Source organism: Mesorhizobium sp. LMG 17147, assembly GCF_024297145.1.
In the GTDB taxonomy this organism is placed as follows: Bacteria; Pseudomonadota; Alphaproteobacteria; order Rhizobiales; family Rhizobiaceae; genus Mesorhizobium.
In genome coordinates, this window is record NZ_JANCTC010000001.1 from 307751 (window position 1) to 323906 (window position 16156).

Here is a 16156-nt window from a genome sequence, read left to right on the forward strand (position 1 = left end):
AGCGGTTTTGGCACAACGGCATGCATAGACAAAGGTAGATCAGGCAGCGTCCTGGCGGTCGCTGTTGCCGTCGATCTGCGAGCGCATTTGTCTCGCAAGATGGGTCTCGAAGCGGCTGGCGACCGCGCGATCCCATTCGTTCGCACTCAGCGCACCTTGCTTCGGATGCGGCAGCGCCATCAGCCGGTCGATGATCGATCCGGCCTCGCCAGATGAGAGCAGGGCGTCGATTTCGCGTTCGTGCTGCATATCGTTTCGCCTCCTTCTTTCCGTTCCCGCCACGAACCACACTATAGGAGGTTCGTGACGGCTGTTTGAAGGCAAGAGCGAGGCGATTGATGGGCGGCGCCGGGCAAAGTTTTGTCCGCCGCCGCCCATCTTGGGCACGATCGTACCAGTAGGTCAGGCAGTGCTTCAGCCAAGCCGCATCGACAGCTCGACATCCTCGCTGAACGACGTGGACATGTAGCCGCTTCCGGTCGAGCGCACCCGCTCGAGGTATTCGGGGCAAAGATCGGCGTTGTCGGCAACGACGAAGGCGCCCGGCCTGAGGCGGCTTTCGACCAGACTCAAGATCTCTGGATAGAGCGCTTTGGCGCCGTCGAGCAGAAGCAGGTCGACGGTTTCGGGAAGATCGACGCTTAATGTTTGCACCGCATCTCCTTCTCGGATTTCCACCAGGTCGATGAGACCGCCTGCCGTCAGATTGTTCCTGGCGCGCGCCACCTTGGATGGCTCGAACTCGCTGGTGATGAGGCGGCCACCGCCATTGTCCCGCAAGGCTGCGGAAAGGTGCAGGGTCGAGATGCCGAACGAGGTTCCAAATTCAACGATCGTCCTTGCGCTGCTGCCCCGTGCCAGCATGTAGAGCAGCGTGCCGGTCTCTCGCGAAACGGGAAGCCAGAGGTCCTTTAGCCGCCCATAGAAATCGAGGTATTCGGTCTTGCTTCGAACGAGGCGGCTCCGCTCCTCGGCGGAGAATTCCGCCACTGCAGGGCTCATTGCCGCAGCGGCTTCCTCGAACAGGCGGTCCAGCAGGGGCGCGAGCGGCGGTGTCGTCAGTGTGGTCATATCGGTCTCCAGTCAGAATGGAATGTGTTCTTGTGCGACATTCAAAATACGACTAATCATTCGCATTTACTAATCGCATTGGCGCGCCTCTCAATGAGCGATCACCGCAGTCCGCGGATTTCCTCGCGAAAACAGCCCAAGCAGGCCCGCTCGGCGGAGCTCGTTGCTGCGATTTTGCAGGCTGCTGTTCAGGTTTTGGCGAAGGAAGGCGCGCAGCGCTTCACCACGGCGCGGGTGGCCGAGAAGGCCGGTGTCAGTGTCGGATCGCTGTATCAGTATTTTCCGAACAAGGCGGCGATCCTGTTCCGGCTCCAGAGCGACGAATGGCGGCAGACGACCGATTTGCTGCGCGACATCCTCGAGGATGTCGGGAAACCGCCACTTGAACGGCTGCGCGCCTTGGTCCACGCCTTCCTCCGCTCGGAGTGTGACGAGGCCGCGGTGCGTGTGGCGCTCGACGACGCCGCACCGCTTTACCGCGACGCGCCTGAGGCGCAGGCGGCAAGGGCGTCCGGAGACCGCACCATCCAGCTCTTCATGCAGAAGGCGTTGCCCAACGCCGCGCAAGCGACTCGCGAATTGGCCGGCGACCTGGTCATGACGACGCTCAGCACGGTGGGGAAGCAGTTCTCGGAGTTGCCCCGAACCCCCGCGGAGATCGAAGCCTACGCCGACGCCATGGCCGACATGTTCTGCGCCTACCTGAGAGGCCTCGATCACGGCTAAGGCAAATGCCAGGCCCGGTCAGCAAGCAGACCGAAAGTTTCGCACGGGCAAACCTTGTCGGTGTCAGCCCCGCGGAAAGTCGTCTTTATCCCGCGGCCGCTGAACAATGCGGCCGCGGGATGGTATGCCTCAGACGTACCGGTTGACGACGTTTTCGAGTAGTTCCTGACGACCGGATCTGGGCTGCGGCTCGATCTTCTCCTTGACGACGCGCTCGGCAATTTCCTCCAGCGTGCGCTTGCCGGCAAGCATCGCCTTGGCTTCGGCCGAATCCCAGCCGGCATAGCGCTCGGCGAGCGGGCCGGACAGCGCCTTGTCCTCGACCATGCGCGCTGCCGCCTTGAGGCCGCGAGCGCAGCAATCCATGCCGCCGATATGGCCGATCAGCAGATCCTGCGGATCGAGCGACTGGCGCCTGAGCTTGGCGTCGAAATTGGTGCCGCCGGTCTTGAAGCCGCCGGCCTGCAGCACCTGATAGTAGGCGAGAGCCATCTCCGGCACATTGTTGGGGAACTGGTCGGTGTCCCAGCCCGACTGGTAGTCGTTGCGGTTCATGTCGATCGAGCCGAAGATTCCCAGCGCATTGGCCAGCGCCAGTTCATGCTCGAACGAATGGCCGGCCAGGATGGCGTGGCCCTGCTCGATGTTGAGCTTGACCTCATTCTCCAGTCCGAAACGCTTGAGGAAGCCATAGACGGTGGCGACGTCGTAATCATACTGGTGCTTGGTCGGCTCCTGAGGCTTCGGCTCGATCAGGATGGTGCCTTCGAAGCCGATCCTGTGCTTGTAATCGACGACCAGATTGAGAAAACGGCCGGCCTGTTCCTGCTCGCGGGCAAGGTCGGTGTTGAGCAGCGTCTCATAGCCCTCGCGGCCGCCCCACAGCACGTAGTTCTCGCCGTTCAGACGCTTGGTGACGTCGATACAGTGTTTCACCGTCGCCGCCGAATAGGCAAAGACGTCCGGATCGGGATTGGTGGCGGCGCCCGACATGAAGCGGCGGTTGGAGAACAGGTTGGCCGTGCCCCACAACAGCTTGACGCCGGTCTGCTTCATCTTTTCCGAGAAATAATCGGCGATCTCGTCGAGCCGCGCCGCACTTTCGGAAAAGTCCCGGCCCTCCGGCCGCACATCGGCATCGTGGAAGCAGAAATAAGGCGCGCCCAGCAACGAAAACATCTCGAAGGCGACATCGGCCTTGAGCTTGGCCAACTCCATGGTGTCGGTGCTGCCAGCCTTCGGAAACCACGGCCGGTCAAATGTCTGGCCGCCGAACGGATCGCCGCCCGGCCAGGCAAAGGAATGCCAATAGGCGACGGCAAAGCGCAGATGGTCTTCGAGCCGCTTGCCGGCGACGATCTCGTCGGGATTGTAGAACCGGTAGGCCAGCGGATTGGTCGAATCCGGTCCCTCGTATTTGATCTGTTGGATGTCGCCGAAAAAACCGCTGCTCATGTTCTTTTCCTCTCGCATGGTTCGGCCTGATTACCTCAGGCGTAATTGGTTTCGCGCTGGCGCTGGTCGAAAAGGCTCATGTCAAAGCCACCCAACGAAGGAGACAGACCATGACCGACCTCAACACCATTGCCGAAAACTACATCGCCGCCTGGAACGAGAGCGACACCGCACGCAGGAAAGCCTTGCTCGAGGCGACCTTCGCCGAGGACGTCGGCTACCGCGATCCGATCATGCAGGGCGACGGCCATGACGGCATCGCCGCGCTGATCGAAGGCGTGCAGCAGCGCTTTGCCGGCTTCAGGTTCTCGCTGAAAGGCAAGCCGGACGGCTTCGCCGATACCATCCGTTTCTCCTGGAATCTCGGGCCGGAAGGCGTCGAGTCCGTCATCGAAGGCACCGATATCGGCGTCATCGAGAATGGCCGGCTGAAAAGTGTTACCGGCTTTCTCGACAAGGTGCCGGCACAGTGAGGCCTTCTCGGCAGGCCACGGCGAGGGCGGGAAACCGCTCACGCCGTGGCGCTCCTGATGGCCGGGTAAAGCTGGCGGTAGCGCTGATAGGCATCTGCATAGGCACCGCCGAGGGCGGCGACCGGCTCGACCGTGGCGTCCGTCGCCGGCGCCGTGCACACGGCGCGCGGATCGGCGCCGGTCGCCGCGATCAGGCCAAGCCGGGCGGCGCCAAAGGCGGCGCCGAAATCGCCGTCGGCTGGAATATCGACTGGCAGGCCAAGCGCTGTGGCGATGGCCTTCAGCCAGTAGCGCGAACGCGAGCCGCCGCCGATCGCCGTCACCCGGGTCAGCGTCGTGCCGGCTTTGGCCAGGGCTTCGAGGCTGTCGCGGAAGGCGAAGGCGACGCCTTCGAGCACGGCCTGGGTCAGCGCCGCGCGGCCGGACTCGTGGGCAAGCCCGGTAAAGGCGCCCCGAATGACGGAATCATTGTGAGGCGTCCGCTCACCTGACAGGTACGGCAGGAAGGAGACACCGGTCGGCGCCTGCAGCGCATCGCCGAGTTCGGCGGTCAACTCGACGGCGCTTTTTCCCGCAATTGCCGACAGCCAGTTGAGTGAATCGGTTGCCGACAGGATGACGCCCATCTGGTGCCAGGTGCCGGGCAGTGCGTGGCAGAATGTGTGCACCGCACTTTCCGGATTGGGCAGATAGGACGCGTTGGCGGCAAAAAGCACGCCCGACGTGCCGAGCGAGACGAAAGCCTGGCCGGCCCCGACCGTGCCCATGCCGCAGGCCGAGGCCGCGTTGTCGCCGGCGCCGCCGGCGATCGGGATGCCCGTCTGCATGCCCCATTTCGCAGCCAGTTCGCCGCGCAAGGCACCGGCCTTGGCCGTGCCTTCGACCAATGACGGCATCTGCCTTTCGTCGAGCGACGTCGCGGCGAGCAGGTCGGAGGACCAGGCGCGTTTGCCGACATCGAGCCACGACGTGCCAGCCGAATCCGACATTTCCGAAATATGGTCGCCGGCAAGCCAGAGCCGCAAAAAATCTTTCGGCAGCAGGACCTTTGCCACCTTGGCAAAAACAGCCGGTTCGTTGTTTTTCACCCAGGCGAGCTTTGGCGCGGTGAAGCCGGGAAAGACGATGTTGCCGGTCAGCTTGCGAAAGCGTGGGTCGGCATCGAGTGCAGCCGCCTCGGCGTGGCTGCGTGTGTCGTTCCAAAGGATGCAGGGGCGCAGCACCTGGTCGGCGGCATCGAGCAGGGTGGCGCCATGCATATGGCCGGAAAGGCCGATGCCTTTGACGGCCGCGAGCTCCTTCGCATGCATGGACCTCAGCTCGGCGATCGCCGCTTCGCAGGCGCGAATCCAGTCGGCCGGGTTCTGCTCGGACCAGCCGGGATGCGGGCGCGACACATCGAGCGGCGCATGGCCGGAGCCGACGATGCCCTGCCTTGCATCGATCAGCAGCGCCTTGACGCCCGACGTGCCGAGATCGAGGCCGAGATACATGCTTCCTCCCATATCCGTCAGGCCTGGCGGCGACGGTCTTTCTTGCTCCCCGGCCCAGTCCTGCGACACGGGCGGCGAAGATATCCCGGCAATCGTGCTGCCGGAAAAACGCTCCAGTCAACACGCGAAGATTTTTTCGACGCTCGAAAAAATCTGGCCGGGGCAGTTATTAAGGCAAGATTTAGTCTTGGTCAATTCGCGGCGAGAGCGATTGCGCGCCGTGAAATCAGTGCCGACAACGGGCTGTCCGGCCGCGCCAGCGCGCGTTCCGCCGCCAGCGCCCTTGCCAGCGCGCCATCACCGGAACGCAATGCCGCCTCGATCAGCGTCAGGTCGATGACGTCGCGTTGGGCGTGGCTGCCGCCGAAGCGATGGGCGATCGCCCGGATCGGCCGGATCAGGCGTATCGTCCCGGCATAATTGCCCTCGCCGAATGCCTTGATGGCGAGCGTCAGGGGATGGCCGACATCCCGGGTGAAAGCGGCGTTGTCGTCTTTGCCGCGCATCGCCTCGCGCTGCGCCTCGAGCAAGCCGCTGGCCGGCGCGTCGAGGCCGGCACCGACAAACGCCATCATTGCGTGGGCGTCGTTGAAGGCATAATGGCCGGCGCTGGCCTTGGGCAACCAGTTGGCGGCGAGCGCCGCCCAGCGGCTGCCGACATCGACGGCGCCGAGATGCAGCCGCCACAGGATCGCCGAGGCATCGACCATGTTGAGCGCCAGCGTCGAGCGCTCGCCATAGATCGGCCCGTCATAGAGCGCCAGCACCTCGTCGATTTCGCCGAGATCGTAGTGGAACAGCGCCAGGTGCCACCAATTGTGCACCTGCAGGAAACTTTCCCGCGTCCACGCTTCGGGATTGGCGCGCATCCACAGAATGCCGTCCTTTTGCCGGCTCTGCATCTCCATGACATGGGCCACCGCATGCTGGGCCCAGCCGTCGCGCGGCTCGAGATCGACCGCCGTACGGCCAAGTTTTTCGGCGCGCGCGTAATCGCCCATTTCCTCCAGGCCAAAGGCCTGCATACCGAGTATGGCGTGATAGCCCGGCATGCCGCTCTGCCAGGACGGCAGCGCGCGGCCGATGCGGTCGCGCAGCATGCGCGCGTTGCCGGTGAAGAAGTCGATCTGGTGCCCGGTCTGCAGCGCCAGCGCATCGAGCGGAAACTCGATGGCGATATCCTCCAGCACGCGGGCGGCCTCGTGCCAGCGTCCCTCCGCAAGGTGGCCAAGGGCGGCGACATGCGCCTGCTCACGTGTCGTCGCGGCAAGCGGCAGCGCCGCCTCGTGACATGCCTTGGCCACCGCCGTCGCCTCACGCTCGGTGGCGAGGCCAAAGAGATAACCCTTGAACACCTGCGCCATGACGAAGCCGGGATCGTCGGCGATTGCCCGGTCAATGGAGCCGACCGGATCGCCGATGAAGCACTGCAATTCGCGCACGGCCTGGCTGTAGGACGAAAACCCGGCCTCCGTCGCGCCAGACAGTGTCAGGCCGAATGCATCCCTGACCGCCATGGCGTGTCCTCAGTTACCCGATCGCATCGCGACCGTGGCGATGCCTGCGCCGACCAGCAGCGTGCCGCCGGTGCGGTTGAAGATGCGGATCGCCTTTGGATTGCGCACGACGTTGCGCGCCCTTGCGGCGATCAGCGCATAACCGAAGGCGTTGGCGAAGGCGAGCGTCAGGAAGGTCGTCTCGAAGATCAGCATCTGTGTCCAGAAATCCGCATGCCGGTCGAGGAACTGCGGCAGGAAGGCGACGAAGAAGGTGATGCTTTTCGGATTGAGCGCAGTAACCAGCCAGGCATGCGCCGCCATTTTCGCCGATGACACCGCATCGGTGCGCGGTTCGGCCCGGAGCGCGCCGCCGGCGCGAAACAGCTTGATGCCGAGATAGATCAGATAGCCGGCGCCGATCACCTTCAGCACCGTGAATACGGTGGCCGACGCCGCCAGCAGCGCGCCGATGCCCAGCATCGACAGTGTCATCGCGGTGAAGTCGCCGAGCGCCACGCCGACTGCCATCGGCAGCGCGGTGCGCCAGCCTTGGCCGAGTGCATAGGAAACCACCAGCAGGATGGTCGGGCCTGGAATGACCAGAAGGACTGCCGAGGCGGCGGCAAACGCGGCCCAGGTTTCGAAGGACATTTTCTTCTCCTTGAGCTTAAAGAAGAGGATAAATCCTTGGCCTCGCGCAGATGTAAAGAGGCAAGAATCGAAAAAGCCCCTCCTTAACGCCAGGCGGTTGGCCTTCACGCTTTTTCAACCATGATTGGTGAAAATGCCTGCTATCCGGCCGGACCGTGTTTCCCGCCGACAGCGTAGGGTTTGGGTAAATGCGTGAGTTGCCGCACGGTCTGTCGCTGCCGCATAATGGCGACGCAATCGAAACCGAACTACAGCTTTCCCGCCGCACGGTGCTGTCCGGCGCCGGCGCGCTGGCGCTGCTCGGCGTCACAGGCTGCAGCCAGACGCTGGATCTGCCGTCGCTCCAGCTCGACGACGTCACCACCGGCTCGATCCGGCCCGTCCGTCCGAGCATCAGCGTCGACAAGAACATCACCAGCCCCGACGTGATGTACGCTTCGCTTACCGACGGTGGCTTCAACGTGCCGGAGGTGCCCTACTTCAAGATCAAGCCGGAGTTTCGCCGCCAGATCGTCGTCGATCCGACCGGCGAGCAGCCCGGTACCATTGTCGTTCACTCGCAGGAACGGCTGCTCTATCTGGTGCAGCCCGGCGGCGAGGCGATCCGTTACGGCGTCGGTATCGGCAAGGACGGATTCCGCTGGTCCGGCCGCGCCAACATCCAGTACGGCAAGGAATGGCCGGTCTGGACCCCGCCGCCCGAGATGATCGCCCGCAGGCCGGAACTGGTGAAGTGGCAAGGCGGACAGCCGGGCGGCCTCGACAATCCGCTCGGCGCGCGTGCCCTCTACATTTATCAGAACGGCAGCGACACCGGTTATCGCATCCACGGCTCGCCCGAATGGTGGAGCATCGGCCAGGCGATGTCGTCGGGCTGCGTGCGCCTGATCAACCAGGACGTCATCGATCTCTACAGCCGCGTCTCCAAGAAAAACCCGGTCGTCGTCGTCTGAACGGCGGCTTCGCCTTCAGCGATCACTCTGCCGTTGCGCGATGCCGCAAGACAGGCGAATGTGCCTGCGATTTCATCGCCCGGGAGACGTGAACAATGGCCGGAACTTTTGTCATCGCGCAGGGCGGCGGCCCGACCGCCGTCATCAACCAAACCGTGGTGGGTGCTGCGCTCGAAATCCGCAAACGGCATCCCGGCGCCAAGGTGCTGGGATCCATCCACGGCGTGCGCGGCATTCGTGACGGCAATTACGTCGATCTTTCCGCCATCCCCGAGGACCGCCTGCGGCTGATCGCGGCGACGCCGAGCGCCGCGCTTGGTTCGACGCGCGACAAGCCGGATGCCGCCTATTGCGACCTCATTCTCAATGGCTTGAAGAAAGCCGGTACCGACGCCTTCATCTACATCGGCGGCAACGACACCTCGGGTACGCAGCAGATCCTCACCGACGCCGCCGGCGGCAAGATCGCCTTCGTGCATGCGCCGAAAACCATCGACAACGATCTCGAGGAGAACGATCACACGCCCGGCTTCATGTCGGCGGCCGAGTTCGTCGCTGGAGCATTCCTTTCGGTCGATCTCGATTTCCGCGCTCTGCCGGGCATCTATGTCGGCATCGTCATGGGGCGGCATGCCGGTTTCCTGACGGCCGCATCCGCGGCCTGGCAGCTCGACCAGGACAGCGGCCCGCATCTCGTCTACGTGCCGGAGCGGCCGTTCTCGGCGGCCGGTTTCATCGACGACGTGCGCGCCACGCTCGACTGCCACAAGCGCTGCATCGTTGCCGTCTCCGAAGGCGTCAGCACCGCCGACGGCAAGGCGCTGGTCGAAAGCCTGGTGCCGCCGGAAAGGCTGGAGCGCGACCAGCACGGCAACGTCAAGCTGTCGGGCAGCGACCTGCCGGCAGCCTTGGAGCGCGCGCTCGCCGAAGGATTGCCGGGCAAGCGGGCGCGCGTCGATGCGCTCGGCTATATGCCGCGCGGCTATGTCGGCGCCATCAGCGCGGTGGACGCGCAGGAGGCCTTCGATGCCGGCGCCTTCGCCGTCACCGTGGCCGACGAGGGCGGCGGTTCGGTGGCGCTGCAATATGACGGCAAGAAAACCGTGCTGAAGAAGGTGCCGCTGAAGAACGTCGCCGGCAAGACGCGCCATATGCCGGATGATTTCATGCTGCCCGACGTCAACCGGCTGTCCGATGCGGGCATGGCTTATCTGAAGCGGCTGGTTCCGCGAAAGTACAAGGTCGGCAAGCCGTTCGTCTGATGCCGGCCTTGATCTGATGGACAGCTGGTTCAGCAAAACCATCGTCGACGCCAAGACGACGATGCTGACCGAGCCCTTCGTGCATGATTTCGTGCGCGCCAACATCTGGCATGTGCGCGGCCGCGATGTCGACCTGCTGGTCGACACCGGCATGGGGATCTGCCCGCTGGCGCCGCAGATCGACACGCCGGCCGGCAAGCCGCTGCTCGTCGTCGCCACGCATATCCATCTCGATCATGTCGGCTCGTTGCACGAGTTTCCGTTGCGGGCAGGTCCGCGCCACAGCGCCACGCAGTTCGACAGCATGGACGAAGCGGTGACCTACGCCTACATGTTCCGTGATCTGGCAGGCGCCGTCTCCAGACTGCCGGCAAAGGGCTGGAAAGCGGCCGACTACAAGATTCCCCCGGCGCCGTTGGACCGGACCCTGGACGAGGGCGATAGCATCGACCTCGGCGACCGGCAATTCCGCGTCCTGCACCTGCCAGGCCACTCTCCGGATTCGATCGCGCTGTTCGATGAGGCAGACGGCCTGTTCTTCGCCGGCGACGCCATCTATGACGCCACGCTGATCGACGACCTGCCGGATTCCGATCGTGCCGCCTACCGCCGCACCATGCAGCGGCTGCTCGACCTGCCGATCCGGATCGGCCATGGCGGTCATGGACCGAGCTTCGACGGCAGGCGGATGCACGAGATCGCCTCGGCGTATCTCAGGCGAACGGACGGGACAGCGGCATAGAAGCCTTGGCGGGGCAGTGAGGGGCGGCCTGAAGCGATTTGGCTTGGGCAGCTATTTTGTTCTTGCTTTGTGCCGGCAGCTATGCTAGTAATTTGGCTATGGTGCTGATCTGCCCCAACGACCCGCTTCAAGGCGGGTTTTTGTTTTCGGGTTTCGGCGCCAGCCCGGCACGGCGGTTGCCAGCCGAAAATTAAATCTTCGTAACATTATCTGGAAACCATGATCGGCGCCCTAGATGCGGGGCTGTCGATCCGGTCGGCTGCCTGACAGGCGAGACAGGCAAGGCCGACGACCGACGCGCCGATGAATTGTTCCGGTGACGGAACGTTAGGGCGCTTCACCAATCTCTCGCCCGGACAACGGCCATGTCACCAATCCAGACCCTTCGCAGACATCGCGTCGCCGCTCTGCTGGGCGCAGCGCTGATCGTCAGCCCTTTCGCCCTGCCTCTCGCTCCCAGGCTGAATGATGTCCTGGCGGCAACGGTCACCCCTCCCGTCACCGGCATGACGGCGCCGAGCGGCTCGTTCGCGCCGGTCGTGGCGGCCGATAAACCGGCGGTGGTGACCATCACGACGGTCATGAAAGTACAACAGCCCGACACCATGAGCGACGCCTCTCCCTTTGGCGGAACCTCTCCTTTCGACGACTATTTCCGCCATTTCTTCGGTGACCAGGGATTGCCCGCTCCCAAAACACCGCCGGAACAGGCGCCGCGCACCGAGGCCCTCGGTTCAGGCTTCATCGTCGCCAGCGACGGCACCATCGTCACCAACAATCACGTTGTCGATGGCGCCCAATCGATCAAGGTGACGCTCGACGACGGCACCGAGCTTCCCGCCAAATTGATCGGCCATGACGCCAAGAACGATCTTGCCGTGCTCAAGGTCAAAGCGGGCAAGCCCCTGCCGACCGTCAGATGGGGCGATTCCGACAAGCTCATGCCGGGTGACCAGGTGCTCGCCTTCGGCAATCCTTTCGGCCTTGGTACCACGGTCACGGCCGGCATCGTCTCGGCGCGCGGCCGCGACCTGCACAGCGGGCCGTTTGACGACTTCATCCAGATCGACGCACCGATCAACCGGGGCAATTCCGGCGGCCCGCTGACGGATGTGAACGGCAATGTCGTCGGCATCAACACGGCGATCTTTTCGCCGAATGGCGGCAGCGTCGGCGTCGGCTTCGCCATCCCCTCGGACCAGGCGCAAAAGGTCGTCGCCAAGCTGATGAAGGGCGGCTCCATCCAGTACGGCTACCTCGGCGTCCAGATCCAGCCGGTGACGCCTGATATGGCGAGCGCCATCGGCCTCGATCACCCGGCCGGCGTGCTGGTCGCGCAGGTCAGCGACGGATCGCCGGCCGCCAAGGCCGGCATCGAGACCGGCGACGTCATCACCAGCTTCGCCGATCGCGACATAAAGGACCCAAGGGACCTGTCGCGCGCCGTCGCCGACGTTGCGCCCGGCACGAGGGAAACCCTCAATGTCTGGCGCAAGGGCCAAAGCCTGCAGATCTCCGTCGAGATCGGGCGCAACGAAGACGACATGGCAACGGGATCGGTGACCGGCGATCAGGGTCAGCCGTCGACGGAGCAGGGCCTCCGTGCACCGGCGCTCGGTCTCCGCCTGATGGATGTCACCCCGGATGTACGCCAGGCAATGAACCTGGCAGGCAACCAGCACGGCGCACTGGTCGAGCGCGTCGACCCAAACAAGGCGGCATCGGCTTCCGGCATCCAGCCCGGCGATATCATCGTCGCCGTCGACCAGCATCCGGTGAGAAGCGCCAGGCAGGCTAACCAGGCGATCGTGCAGGCTGCCAAATCCGGCAAGAAATCGGTGCTGCTGCTTGTCCAGCGCGGCGACGCCCAGATGTTTGTTGCCGTCCCCTTCGCCAGTGGCTGAGGCAGGCGCCGCGCTGCCAAGATCGATGGAGGGCATTGCCGGCCGAGCCAAGATTTCGGTTGCCCGCGCGCGCGTCTTCGAGAAAACTGACAAAGGTCGATTGGACCTTGCGCAACGGATATTCTCGATGGCTACCCGAGGCTTCTCTTCTGGACGAAAGCCGCCGACGGATACGGGTGCACGTCTCCCGCCGGGGCAATATCTCGAGCAAGGTTTCCCGGTCCTGTCGGCCGGCCCGACGCCGCATGTGCGCACCGAGGATTGGTCGTTCACGCTTAAGCACGGGCCGCGGCCGATCAAGAAGTGGAACTGGGCCGAGTTCAACGCGCTGCCCCTGACCAAGATGACGCGCGACATCCATTGCGTCACCGCATGGACCAAGTTCGACACGGCGTGGCAGGGCGTGCTGGTCGACGACATCCTTGCCGACGCCGGCATCGAGCCGCCCACCGCCTTCACGCTGGCGTTGGGTTTCGACGGCTATTCCACCAACGTGCCAACGAAGGATCTCACCGGCGGCAAGGCGATGGTGGCGCTGCTTTACGAGGGCAAGCCGATCACCCTCGACCATGGCGGCCCGGCGCGGCTGCTCGTTCCGCATCTCTATTTCTGGAAATCGGCCAAATGGCTGAACGGGCTGCAGTTCACCGAGCGTGACGAGCCGGGTTTCTGGGAGTTGCGAGGCTATCATATCTATGGCGACCCGTGGCGCGAGCAGCGCTACACGAACGATCCATGAGCGACGCACCGGCGGCGCAGTCGCCCTGGCAGATAGTCACCATCACCCGCATCCAAAAGCGCACGCCGCGCGTCACCAGCTTTTTCCTGCAGCCGTCGCGGCCCTTCGCCTACCGTGCCGGACAGCATGTCGATGTCAGGCTGACGGCGCCTGACGGTTATCAGGCGCGGCGCTCCTACTCCATCGCCTCGGCACCGGAGACCGGCGAGACCATCGAGCTGGCGATTGAAAAACTCGAGGACGGCGAGGTCTCGCCGTTCTTTCACGAGATCGCGGCAGTGGGCGACGAGTTCGAATTGCGCGGGCCGCTCGGCGGCCATTTCGTCTGGTCCGACGGCGATGGCGGACCGCTCCTGCTCGCCGGCGGTGGGTCGGGCGTGGTGCCGCTGATGTCGATGGTCCGTCACCGGGCGATGCGGGGGTCGCTGGTTGCCGCCGCCCTGGTGGTTTCGGCGCGGGTCTGGGACGAGGTGATCTTTCGCGACGAGCTGATCGACCTCGCCGAGCGCCGGGATGGCTTCGACCTGGTGCTGACGCTGACGCGCGAGCCGGCCCGCCGTCCGGCGGATTATGCGCGGCGGGTCGACGCCGCGATGATGGTGCAAGCCATGACCAGGCTGCCCGCGCCGCCGAAGCTGGCCTTTGTCTGCGGCTCGAACGCATTCGTGACGGCCGCCGCCGAGGCACTGATCGATGCCGGGGTGCCTGCGGCTCTAATCCGCACCGAACGCTACGGGGTCTGACCGGTTCTGCTTGCCCGGTTGCTGCCTTTGCCGGCCGGCCTAAACGGGCCGAAAACCGGCGGAACGGCGAGGCCGCGCTTGGCTGAAATGGTTAACGATTCGACAAACAACCCCGGCTGTGACTTTTATCGGTTTAAAAAATCGAACCGAACGGTTCGTTTCTGTTGACAATGCGTGCAGGACGCTGTGAACGCTGCCTCCCAAGTCACCTTGCAGCCAGACCGAGGCGATGGGATATCTCGCTGATATTAAATAATAAAAATGTGGCGGAGGGAATCCGTGGCACAATTTCAAGGTGTAGATTCTTGGTCCACACCAAACAACTTCGTGATTGGAAACTGGCCATTGGCTTTCCCACATCGGGGCGGTCCGAACGACGCGAACTCCTCCCAAGACACGCCGCTAGACGGACTGAGACTAAGATACTGGAGTACTAAAAATGAATAAGATCGCTCTTGCCGCCGTCGCCGTTTTGGCCATCACCGGCAGCGCCTTCGCCGGCAGCGACAATTATGGTTCCAATGGTGCGAACCAGCCTGCCGCCTCGGGCGACAGCTCGTACACGGCTTCCATTCAGAAGCCGGCTGATGCTGACAAGCAGCCTGTCCAGGGCGCCGACCGGAACCTCTTCGGCAACAACTAACAGCCGATCCCAGCATCAGGGCGGCGGGCATATCCGCCGCCCGGGATCTGAAAAAATTCAGGAGTATTGAAATGAAAAAGATCTTTCTTGCCGCCGTCGCCGTTTTGGCCATCACCGGCAGCGCCTTCGCCGGCAGCGACAATTATGGTTCCAACGGAGCCAACCAGCCGGCTGTCGCGGTCGACAGCTCGTACACGGCCTCCCTCAAGAAGTCGGATCAGGCTGAAAAGCAGCCGGTCGGCCAGGGCGCCGATCGCAACCTCTTCGGCAACAACTAACAGCCGATCCCACCATCAAGGCGGGCGGGCATGCCCGCCGCTTTGATCCGAAAATCCAGGAGTATCCAAATGAAAAAGATTGTTCTTACTGCCGCCGCTCTCTTGATTGCCGCCGGCGGCGCCTATGCCCAAAACGACAATGTTGGCGGGAGCGACATCAACAAGCAGTCGACCGTCAATGTCGACAAGACGCAGACATATTCGGTGCGTGACAGCAACTCGCCGATCTACAAGTTGCTGAATTCGTCTGGCGATGTGCCCAAGTCCGCGCCTCAGGGCGCCGACCGCAACCTCTTCGGCAACAACTAACAGCCGAACCGGAAATTAAAAACAAGAGCGGCGGGCCATGCCCGCCGCTCTTGTCTCTGCGTGGCGGAAAAAACGCCTGCCTCAAGCCGCCTTTGCTTCTGCTTCATGGAGCGCGAAGGAGTGTCCGTCCGCGTCGAAAATATGCAGGTCGCCGGCATCCGCCGTCAGCCGCATCGACGCCCCGCGCTTGACCTCGACATTGCCCGGCAGCTTGGTCACCAGCGGCAGGTCGGCGCGGCCGATGTCGACATAGACGAGTTGGACCTCGCCGAGCTGCTCGACATAATCGACCGTCCCTTCGAACAAATAGTCGGCGCCGGCTGCGATCATCAGATCCTCCGGCCGCACCCCGAAGCTCACCGCAGCGCCTTTCGCCGAGGCAGGCGTTGCGATCGGCACCGTTGCCTTGCGGCCGCCGACATGGCTGACGACCGTCGGGTTGCCGGTCCTGTCGATCGTCGCCGGCAGCATGTTCATCGCCGGCGAGCCGATGAACTGGGCGACGAACAGGTTGCCGGGCCGCTTGTAGAGCTCCATCGGCGTGCCGACCTGTTCGATATGGCCTTCCTTCAGCACCACGATGCGGTCGGCCAGCGTCATGGCCTCGACCTGGTCGTGGGTGACATAGATCATCGTTGTGGCCGGCATCGATTCCTTGAGCTTGGCGATCTCGATGCGAGTGGCGACGCGCAGCGCCGCATCGAGGTTGGATAGCGGCTCGTCGAACAAGAAGACCTTGGGATTGCGCACGATGGCGCGGCCGATGGCGACACGCTGGCGCTGGCCGCCCGACATCGCCTTGGGCAGGCGGTCGAGATATTTGGTCAGCTGCAGGATCTCGGCCGCCTGGCGCACCCGCTTGTCGATCTCGGCCTTGCTTTCCTTGCCGATCTTCATCGAGAACGCCATGTTGTCGTAGACGGTCATGTGCGGATAGAGCGCATAGGACTGGAACACCATCGCGATGCCGCGCTTTGACGGCGGCACGTCGTTAACAATCTCGCCGTCGATCTTGAGCTCGCCTGATGTGATCTCCTCCAGCCCGGCGATGCAGCGCAGCAAGGTGGACTTGCCGCAACCAGACGGACCGACGAAGACGATGAATTCGCCCGACTTTATGTCGAGGTCGACGCCGTGCAGAATGTTGAGATTGCCATATGATTTCCTCACTTGCCTTAGCGTGACATCGGCCATGGTACTCTCCAGTTCTTCCTT

18 protein-coding genes are annotated in these 16156 nt (G+C 63.5%); 11 read left to right on the forward strand and 7 right to left on the reverse strand.

The window, feature by feature from the left end:
* Window positions 1-39: 39 nt before the first annotated feature.
* Together NMG46_RS01590 and NMG46_RS01595 are read right to left on the reverse strand one after the other, a co-directional pair.
* Entirely contained in the window at window positions 40-249 is a 210-nt protein-coding gene (locus NMG46_RS01590) for a hypothetical protein (protein WP_254815980.1), read from the reverse strand.
* Between the two features lie 165 nt (window positions 250-414).
* Window positions 415-1071, reverse strand: coding sequence for an O-methyltransferase (locus NMG46_RS01595; RefSeq protein WP_254815981.1), 657 nt, complete (start codon window positions 1069-1071; stop codon window positions 415-417).
* A 93-nt stretch (window positions 1072-1164) separates the two neighbouring features.
* Between NMG46_RS01595 and NMG46_RS01600 the strand changes: the two genes are divergently transcribed.
* Window positions 1165-1797 (forward strand): TetR family transcriptional regulator, encoded by a 633-nt coding sequence (locus tag NMG46_RS01600; protein WP_254815982.1) that lies wholly within the window; start codon window positions 1165-1167, stop codon window positions 1795-1797.
* Window positions 1798-1926: 129 nt separating this feature from the next.
* On the opposite strand, the gene xylA is transcribed toward NMG46_RS01600, so the two are convergent.
* Window positions 1927-3252, reverse strand: a complete 1326-nt coding sequence (gene xylA, locus NMG46_RS01605; protein WP_254815983.1) for a xylose isomerase — start codon at window positions 3250-3252, stop codon at window positions 1927-1929.
* 110 nt (window positions 3253-3362) lie between these two features.
* Between xylA and NMG46_RS01610 the strand changes: the two genes are divergently transcribed.
* Entirely contained in the window at window positions 3363-3725 is a 363-nt protein-coding gene (locus NMG46_RS01610; protein WP_254815984.1) for a nuclear transport factor 2 family protein, read from the forward strand.
* A gap of 38 nt (window positions 3726-3763) precedes the next feature.
* Here NMG46_RS01610 and xylB read toward each other — a convergent pair whose 3' ends face one another.
* The 3 genes from xylB to NMG46_RS01625 all read right to left on the reverse strand — a co-directional run bounded on the left by xylB (window position 3764) and on the right by NMG46_RS01625 (window position 7368).
* A complete protein-coding gene (gene xylB, locus NMG46_RS01615; RefSeq protein WP_254815985.1) occupies window positions 3764-5218 on the reverse strand; it encodes a xylulokinase in 1455 nt (484 codons plus the stop codon).
* 191 nt (window positions 5219-5409) lie between these two features.
* Complete coding sequence (locus NMG46_RS01620) at window positions 5410-6735, reverse strand: tetratricopeptide repeat protein (RefSeq protein ID WP_254815986.1); 1326 nt, start codon at window positions 6733-6735, stop codon at window positions 5410-5412.
* A gap of 9 nt (window positions 6736-6744) precedes the next feature.
* Entirely contained in the window at window positions 6745-7368 is a 624-nt protein-coding gene (locus tag NMG46_RS01625; RefSeq protein ID WP_254815987.1) for a LysE family translocator, read from the reverse strand.
* 188 nt (window positions 7369-7556) lie between these two features.
* Here NMG46_RS01625 and NMG46_RS01630 point away from each other — a divergent pair, with 188 nt between their 5' ends.
* The 9 genes from NMG46_RS01630 to NMG46_RS01670 all read left to right on the forward strand — a co-directional run bounded on the left by NMG46_RS01630 (window position 7557) and on the right by NMG46_RS01670 (window position 14941).
* Window positions 7557-8321, forward strand: a complete 765-nt coding sequence (locus tag NMG46_RS01630; RefSeq protein ID WP_254815988.1) for a L,D-transpeptidase — start codon at window positions 7557-7559, stop codon at window positions 8319-8321.
* Window positions 8322-8416: 95 nt separating this feature from the next.
* Window positions 8417-9583 carry a diphosphate--fructose-6-phosphate 1-phosphotransferase gene (locus NMG46_RS01635; protein ID WP_254815989.1) on the forward strand — a complete coding sequence of 389 codons (1167 nt, stop codon included), beginning with the start codon at window positions 8417-8419 and terminating at the stop codon, window positions 9581-9583.
* 16 nt (window positions 9584-9599) lie between these two features.
* Window positions 9600-10325: an MBL fold metallo-hydrolase gene (locus NMG46_RS01640; RefSeq protein WP_254815990.1), complete on the forward strand. Its 726-nt coding sequence runs from the start codon at window positions 9600-9602 to the stop codon at window positions 10323-10325.
* Window positions 10326-10690: 365 nt separating this feature from the next.
* Entirely contained in the window at window positions 10691-12229 is a 1539-nt protein-coding gene (locus tag NMG46_RS01645) for a DegQ family serine endoprotease (protein ID WP_254815991.1), read from the forward strand.
* A gap of 127 nt (window positions 12230-12356) precedes the next feature.
* Window positions 12357-12968 (forward strand): molybdopterin-dependent oxidoreductase, encoded by a 612-nt coding sequence (locus NMG46_RS01650; RefSeq protein WP_254815992.1) that lies wholly within the window; start codon window positions 12357-12359, stop codon window positions 12966-12968.
* On the forward strand, window positions 12965-13711 hold the full coding sequence (locus tag NMG46_RS01655; RefSeq protein ID WP_254815993.1) for an FAD-binding oxidoreductase: 747 nt from the start codon (window positions 12965-12967) through the stop codon (window positions 13709-13711). The genes NMG46_RS01650 and NMG46_RS01655 overlap by 4 nt, the downstream gene beginning before the upstream one ends.
* A 439-nt stretch (window positions 13712-14150) precedes the next feature.
* The gene (locus NMG46_RS01660; RefSeq protein ID WP_254815994.1) at window positions 14151-14354 is read left to right on the forward strand and encodes a DUF680 domain-containing protein; all 204 of its coding nucleotides are present in this window, start codon (window positions 14151-14153) and stop codon (window positions 14352-14354) included.
* A gap of 71 nt (window positions 14355-14425) precedes the next feature.
* Window positions 14426-14632: a DUF680 domain-containing protein gene (locus NMG46_RS01665; RefSeq protein ID WP_254815995.1), complete on the forward strand. Its 207-nt coding sequence runs from the start codon at window positions 14426-14428 to the stop codon at window positions 14630-14632.
* A 69-nt stretch (window positions 14633-14701) separates the two neighbouring features.
* Window positions 14702-14941 (forward strand): DUF680 domain-containing protein, encoded by a 240-nt coding sequence (locus tag NMG46_RS01670; RefSeq protein ID WP_254815996.1) that lies wholly within the window; start codon window positions 14702-14704, stop codon window positions 14939-14941.
* 81 nt (window positions 14942-15022) lie between these two features.
* Here the strand turns inward: NMG46_RS01670 and NMG46_RS01675 are convergent, their stop codons facing one another.
* Window positions 15023-16135 (reverse strand): ABC transporter ATP-binding protein, encoded by a 1113-nt coding sequence (locus NMG46_RS01675; protein ID WP_254815997.1) that lies wholly within the window; start codon window positions 16133-16135, stop codon window positions 15023-15025.
* Window positions 16136-16156: the final 21 nt, after the last annotated feature.

Coding starts and splice junctions, on each gene's coding strand:
- NMG46_RS01590 (WP_254815980.1), bottom strand. CDS start 249: ATGCAGCACGAACGCGAAATCGACGCCCTGCTCTCATCTGGCGAGGCC.
- NMG46_RS01595 (WP_254815981.1), bottom strand. CDS start 1,071: ATGACCACACTGACGACACCGCCGCTCGCGCCCCTGCTGGACCGCCTG.
- NMG46_RS01600 (WP_254815982.1), top strand. CDS start 1,165: ATGAGCGATCACCGCAGTCCGCGGATTTCCTCGCGAAAACAGCCCAAG.
- xylA (WP_254815983.1), bottom strand. CDS start 3,252: ATGAGCAGCGGTTTTTTCGGCGACATCCAACAGATCAAATACGAGGGA.
- NMG46_RS01610 (WP_254815984.1), top strand. CDS start 3,363: ATGACCGACCTCAACACCATTGCCGAAAACTACATCGCCGCCTGGAAC.
- xylB (WP_254815985.1), bottom strand. CDS start 5,218: ATGTATCTCGGCCTCGATCTCGGCACGTCGGGCGTCAAGGCGCTGCTG.
- NMG46_RS01620 (WP_254815986.1), bottom strand. CDS start 6,735: ATGGCGGTCAGGGATGCATTCGGCCTGACACTGTCTGGCGCGACGGAG.
- NMG46_RS01625 (WP_254815987.1), bottom strand. CDS start 7,368: ATGTCCTTCGAAACCTGGGCCGCGTTTGCCGCCGCCTCGGCAGTCCTT.
- NMG46_RS01630 (WP_254815988.1), top strand. CDS start 7,557: ATGCGTGAGTTGCCGCACGGTCTGTCGCTGCCGCATAATGGCGACGCA.
- NMG46_RS01635 (WP_254815989.1), top strand. CDS start 8,417: ATGGCCGGAACTTTTGTCATCGCGCAGGGCGGCGGCCCGACCGCCGTC.
- NMG46_RS01640 (WP_254815990.1), top strand. CDS start 9,600: ATGGACAGCTGGTTCAGCAAAACCATCGTCGACGCCAAGACGACGATG.
- NMG46_RS01645 (WP_254815991.1), top strand. CDS start 10,691: ATGTCACCAATCCAGACCCTTCGCAGACATCGCGTCGCCGCTCTGCTG.
- NMG46_RS01650 (WP_254815992.1), top strand. CDS start 12,357: ATGGCTACCCGAGGCTTCTCTTCTGGACGAAAGCCGCCGACGGATACG.
- NMG46_RS01655 (WP_254815993.1), top strand. CDS start 12,965: ATGAGCGACGCACCGGCGGCGCAGTCGCCCTGGCAGATAGTCACCATC.
- NMG46_RS01660 (WP_254815994.1), top strand. CDS start 14,151: ATGAATAAGATCGCTCTTGCCGCCGTCGCCGTTTTGGCCATCACCGGC.
- NMG46_RS01665 (WP_254815995.1), top strand. CDS start 14,426: ATGAAAAAGATCTTTCTTGCCGCCGTCGCCGTTTTGGCCATCACCGGC.
- NMG46_RS01670 (WP_254815996.1), top strand. CDS start 14,702: ATGAAAAAGATTGTTCTTACTGCCGCCGCTCTCTTGATTGCCGCCGGC.
- NMG46_RS01675 (WP_254815997.1), bottom strand. CDS start 16,135: ATGGCCGATGTCACGCTAAGGCAAGTGAGGAAATCATATGGCAATCTC.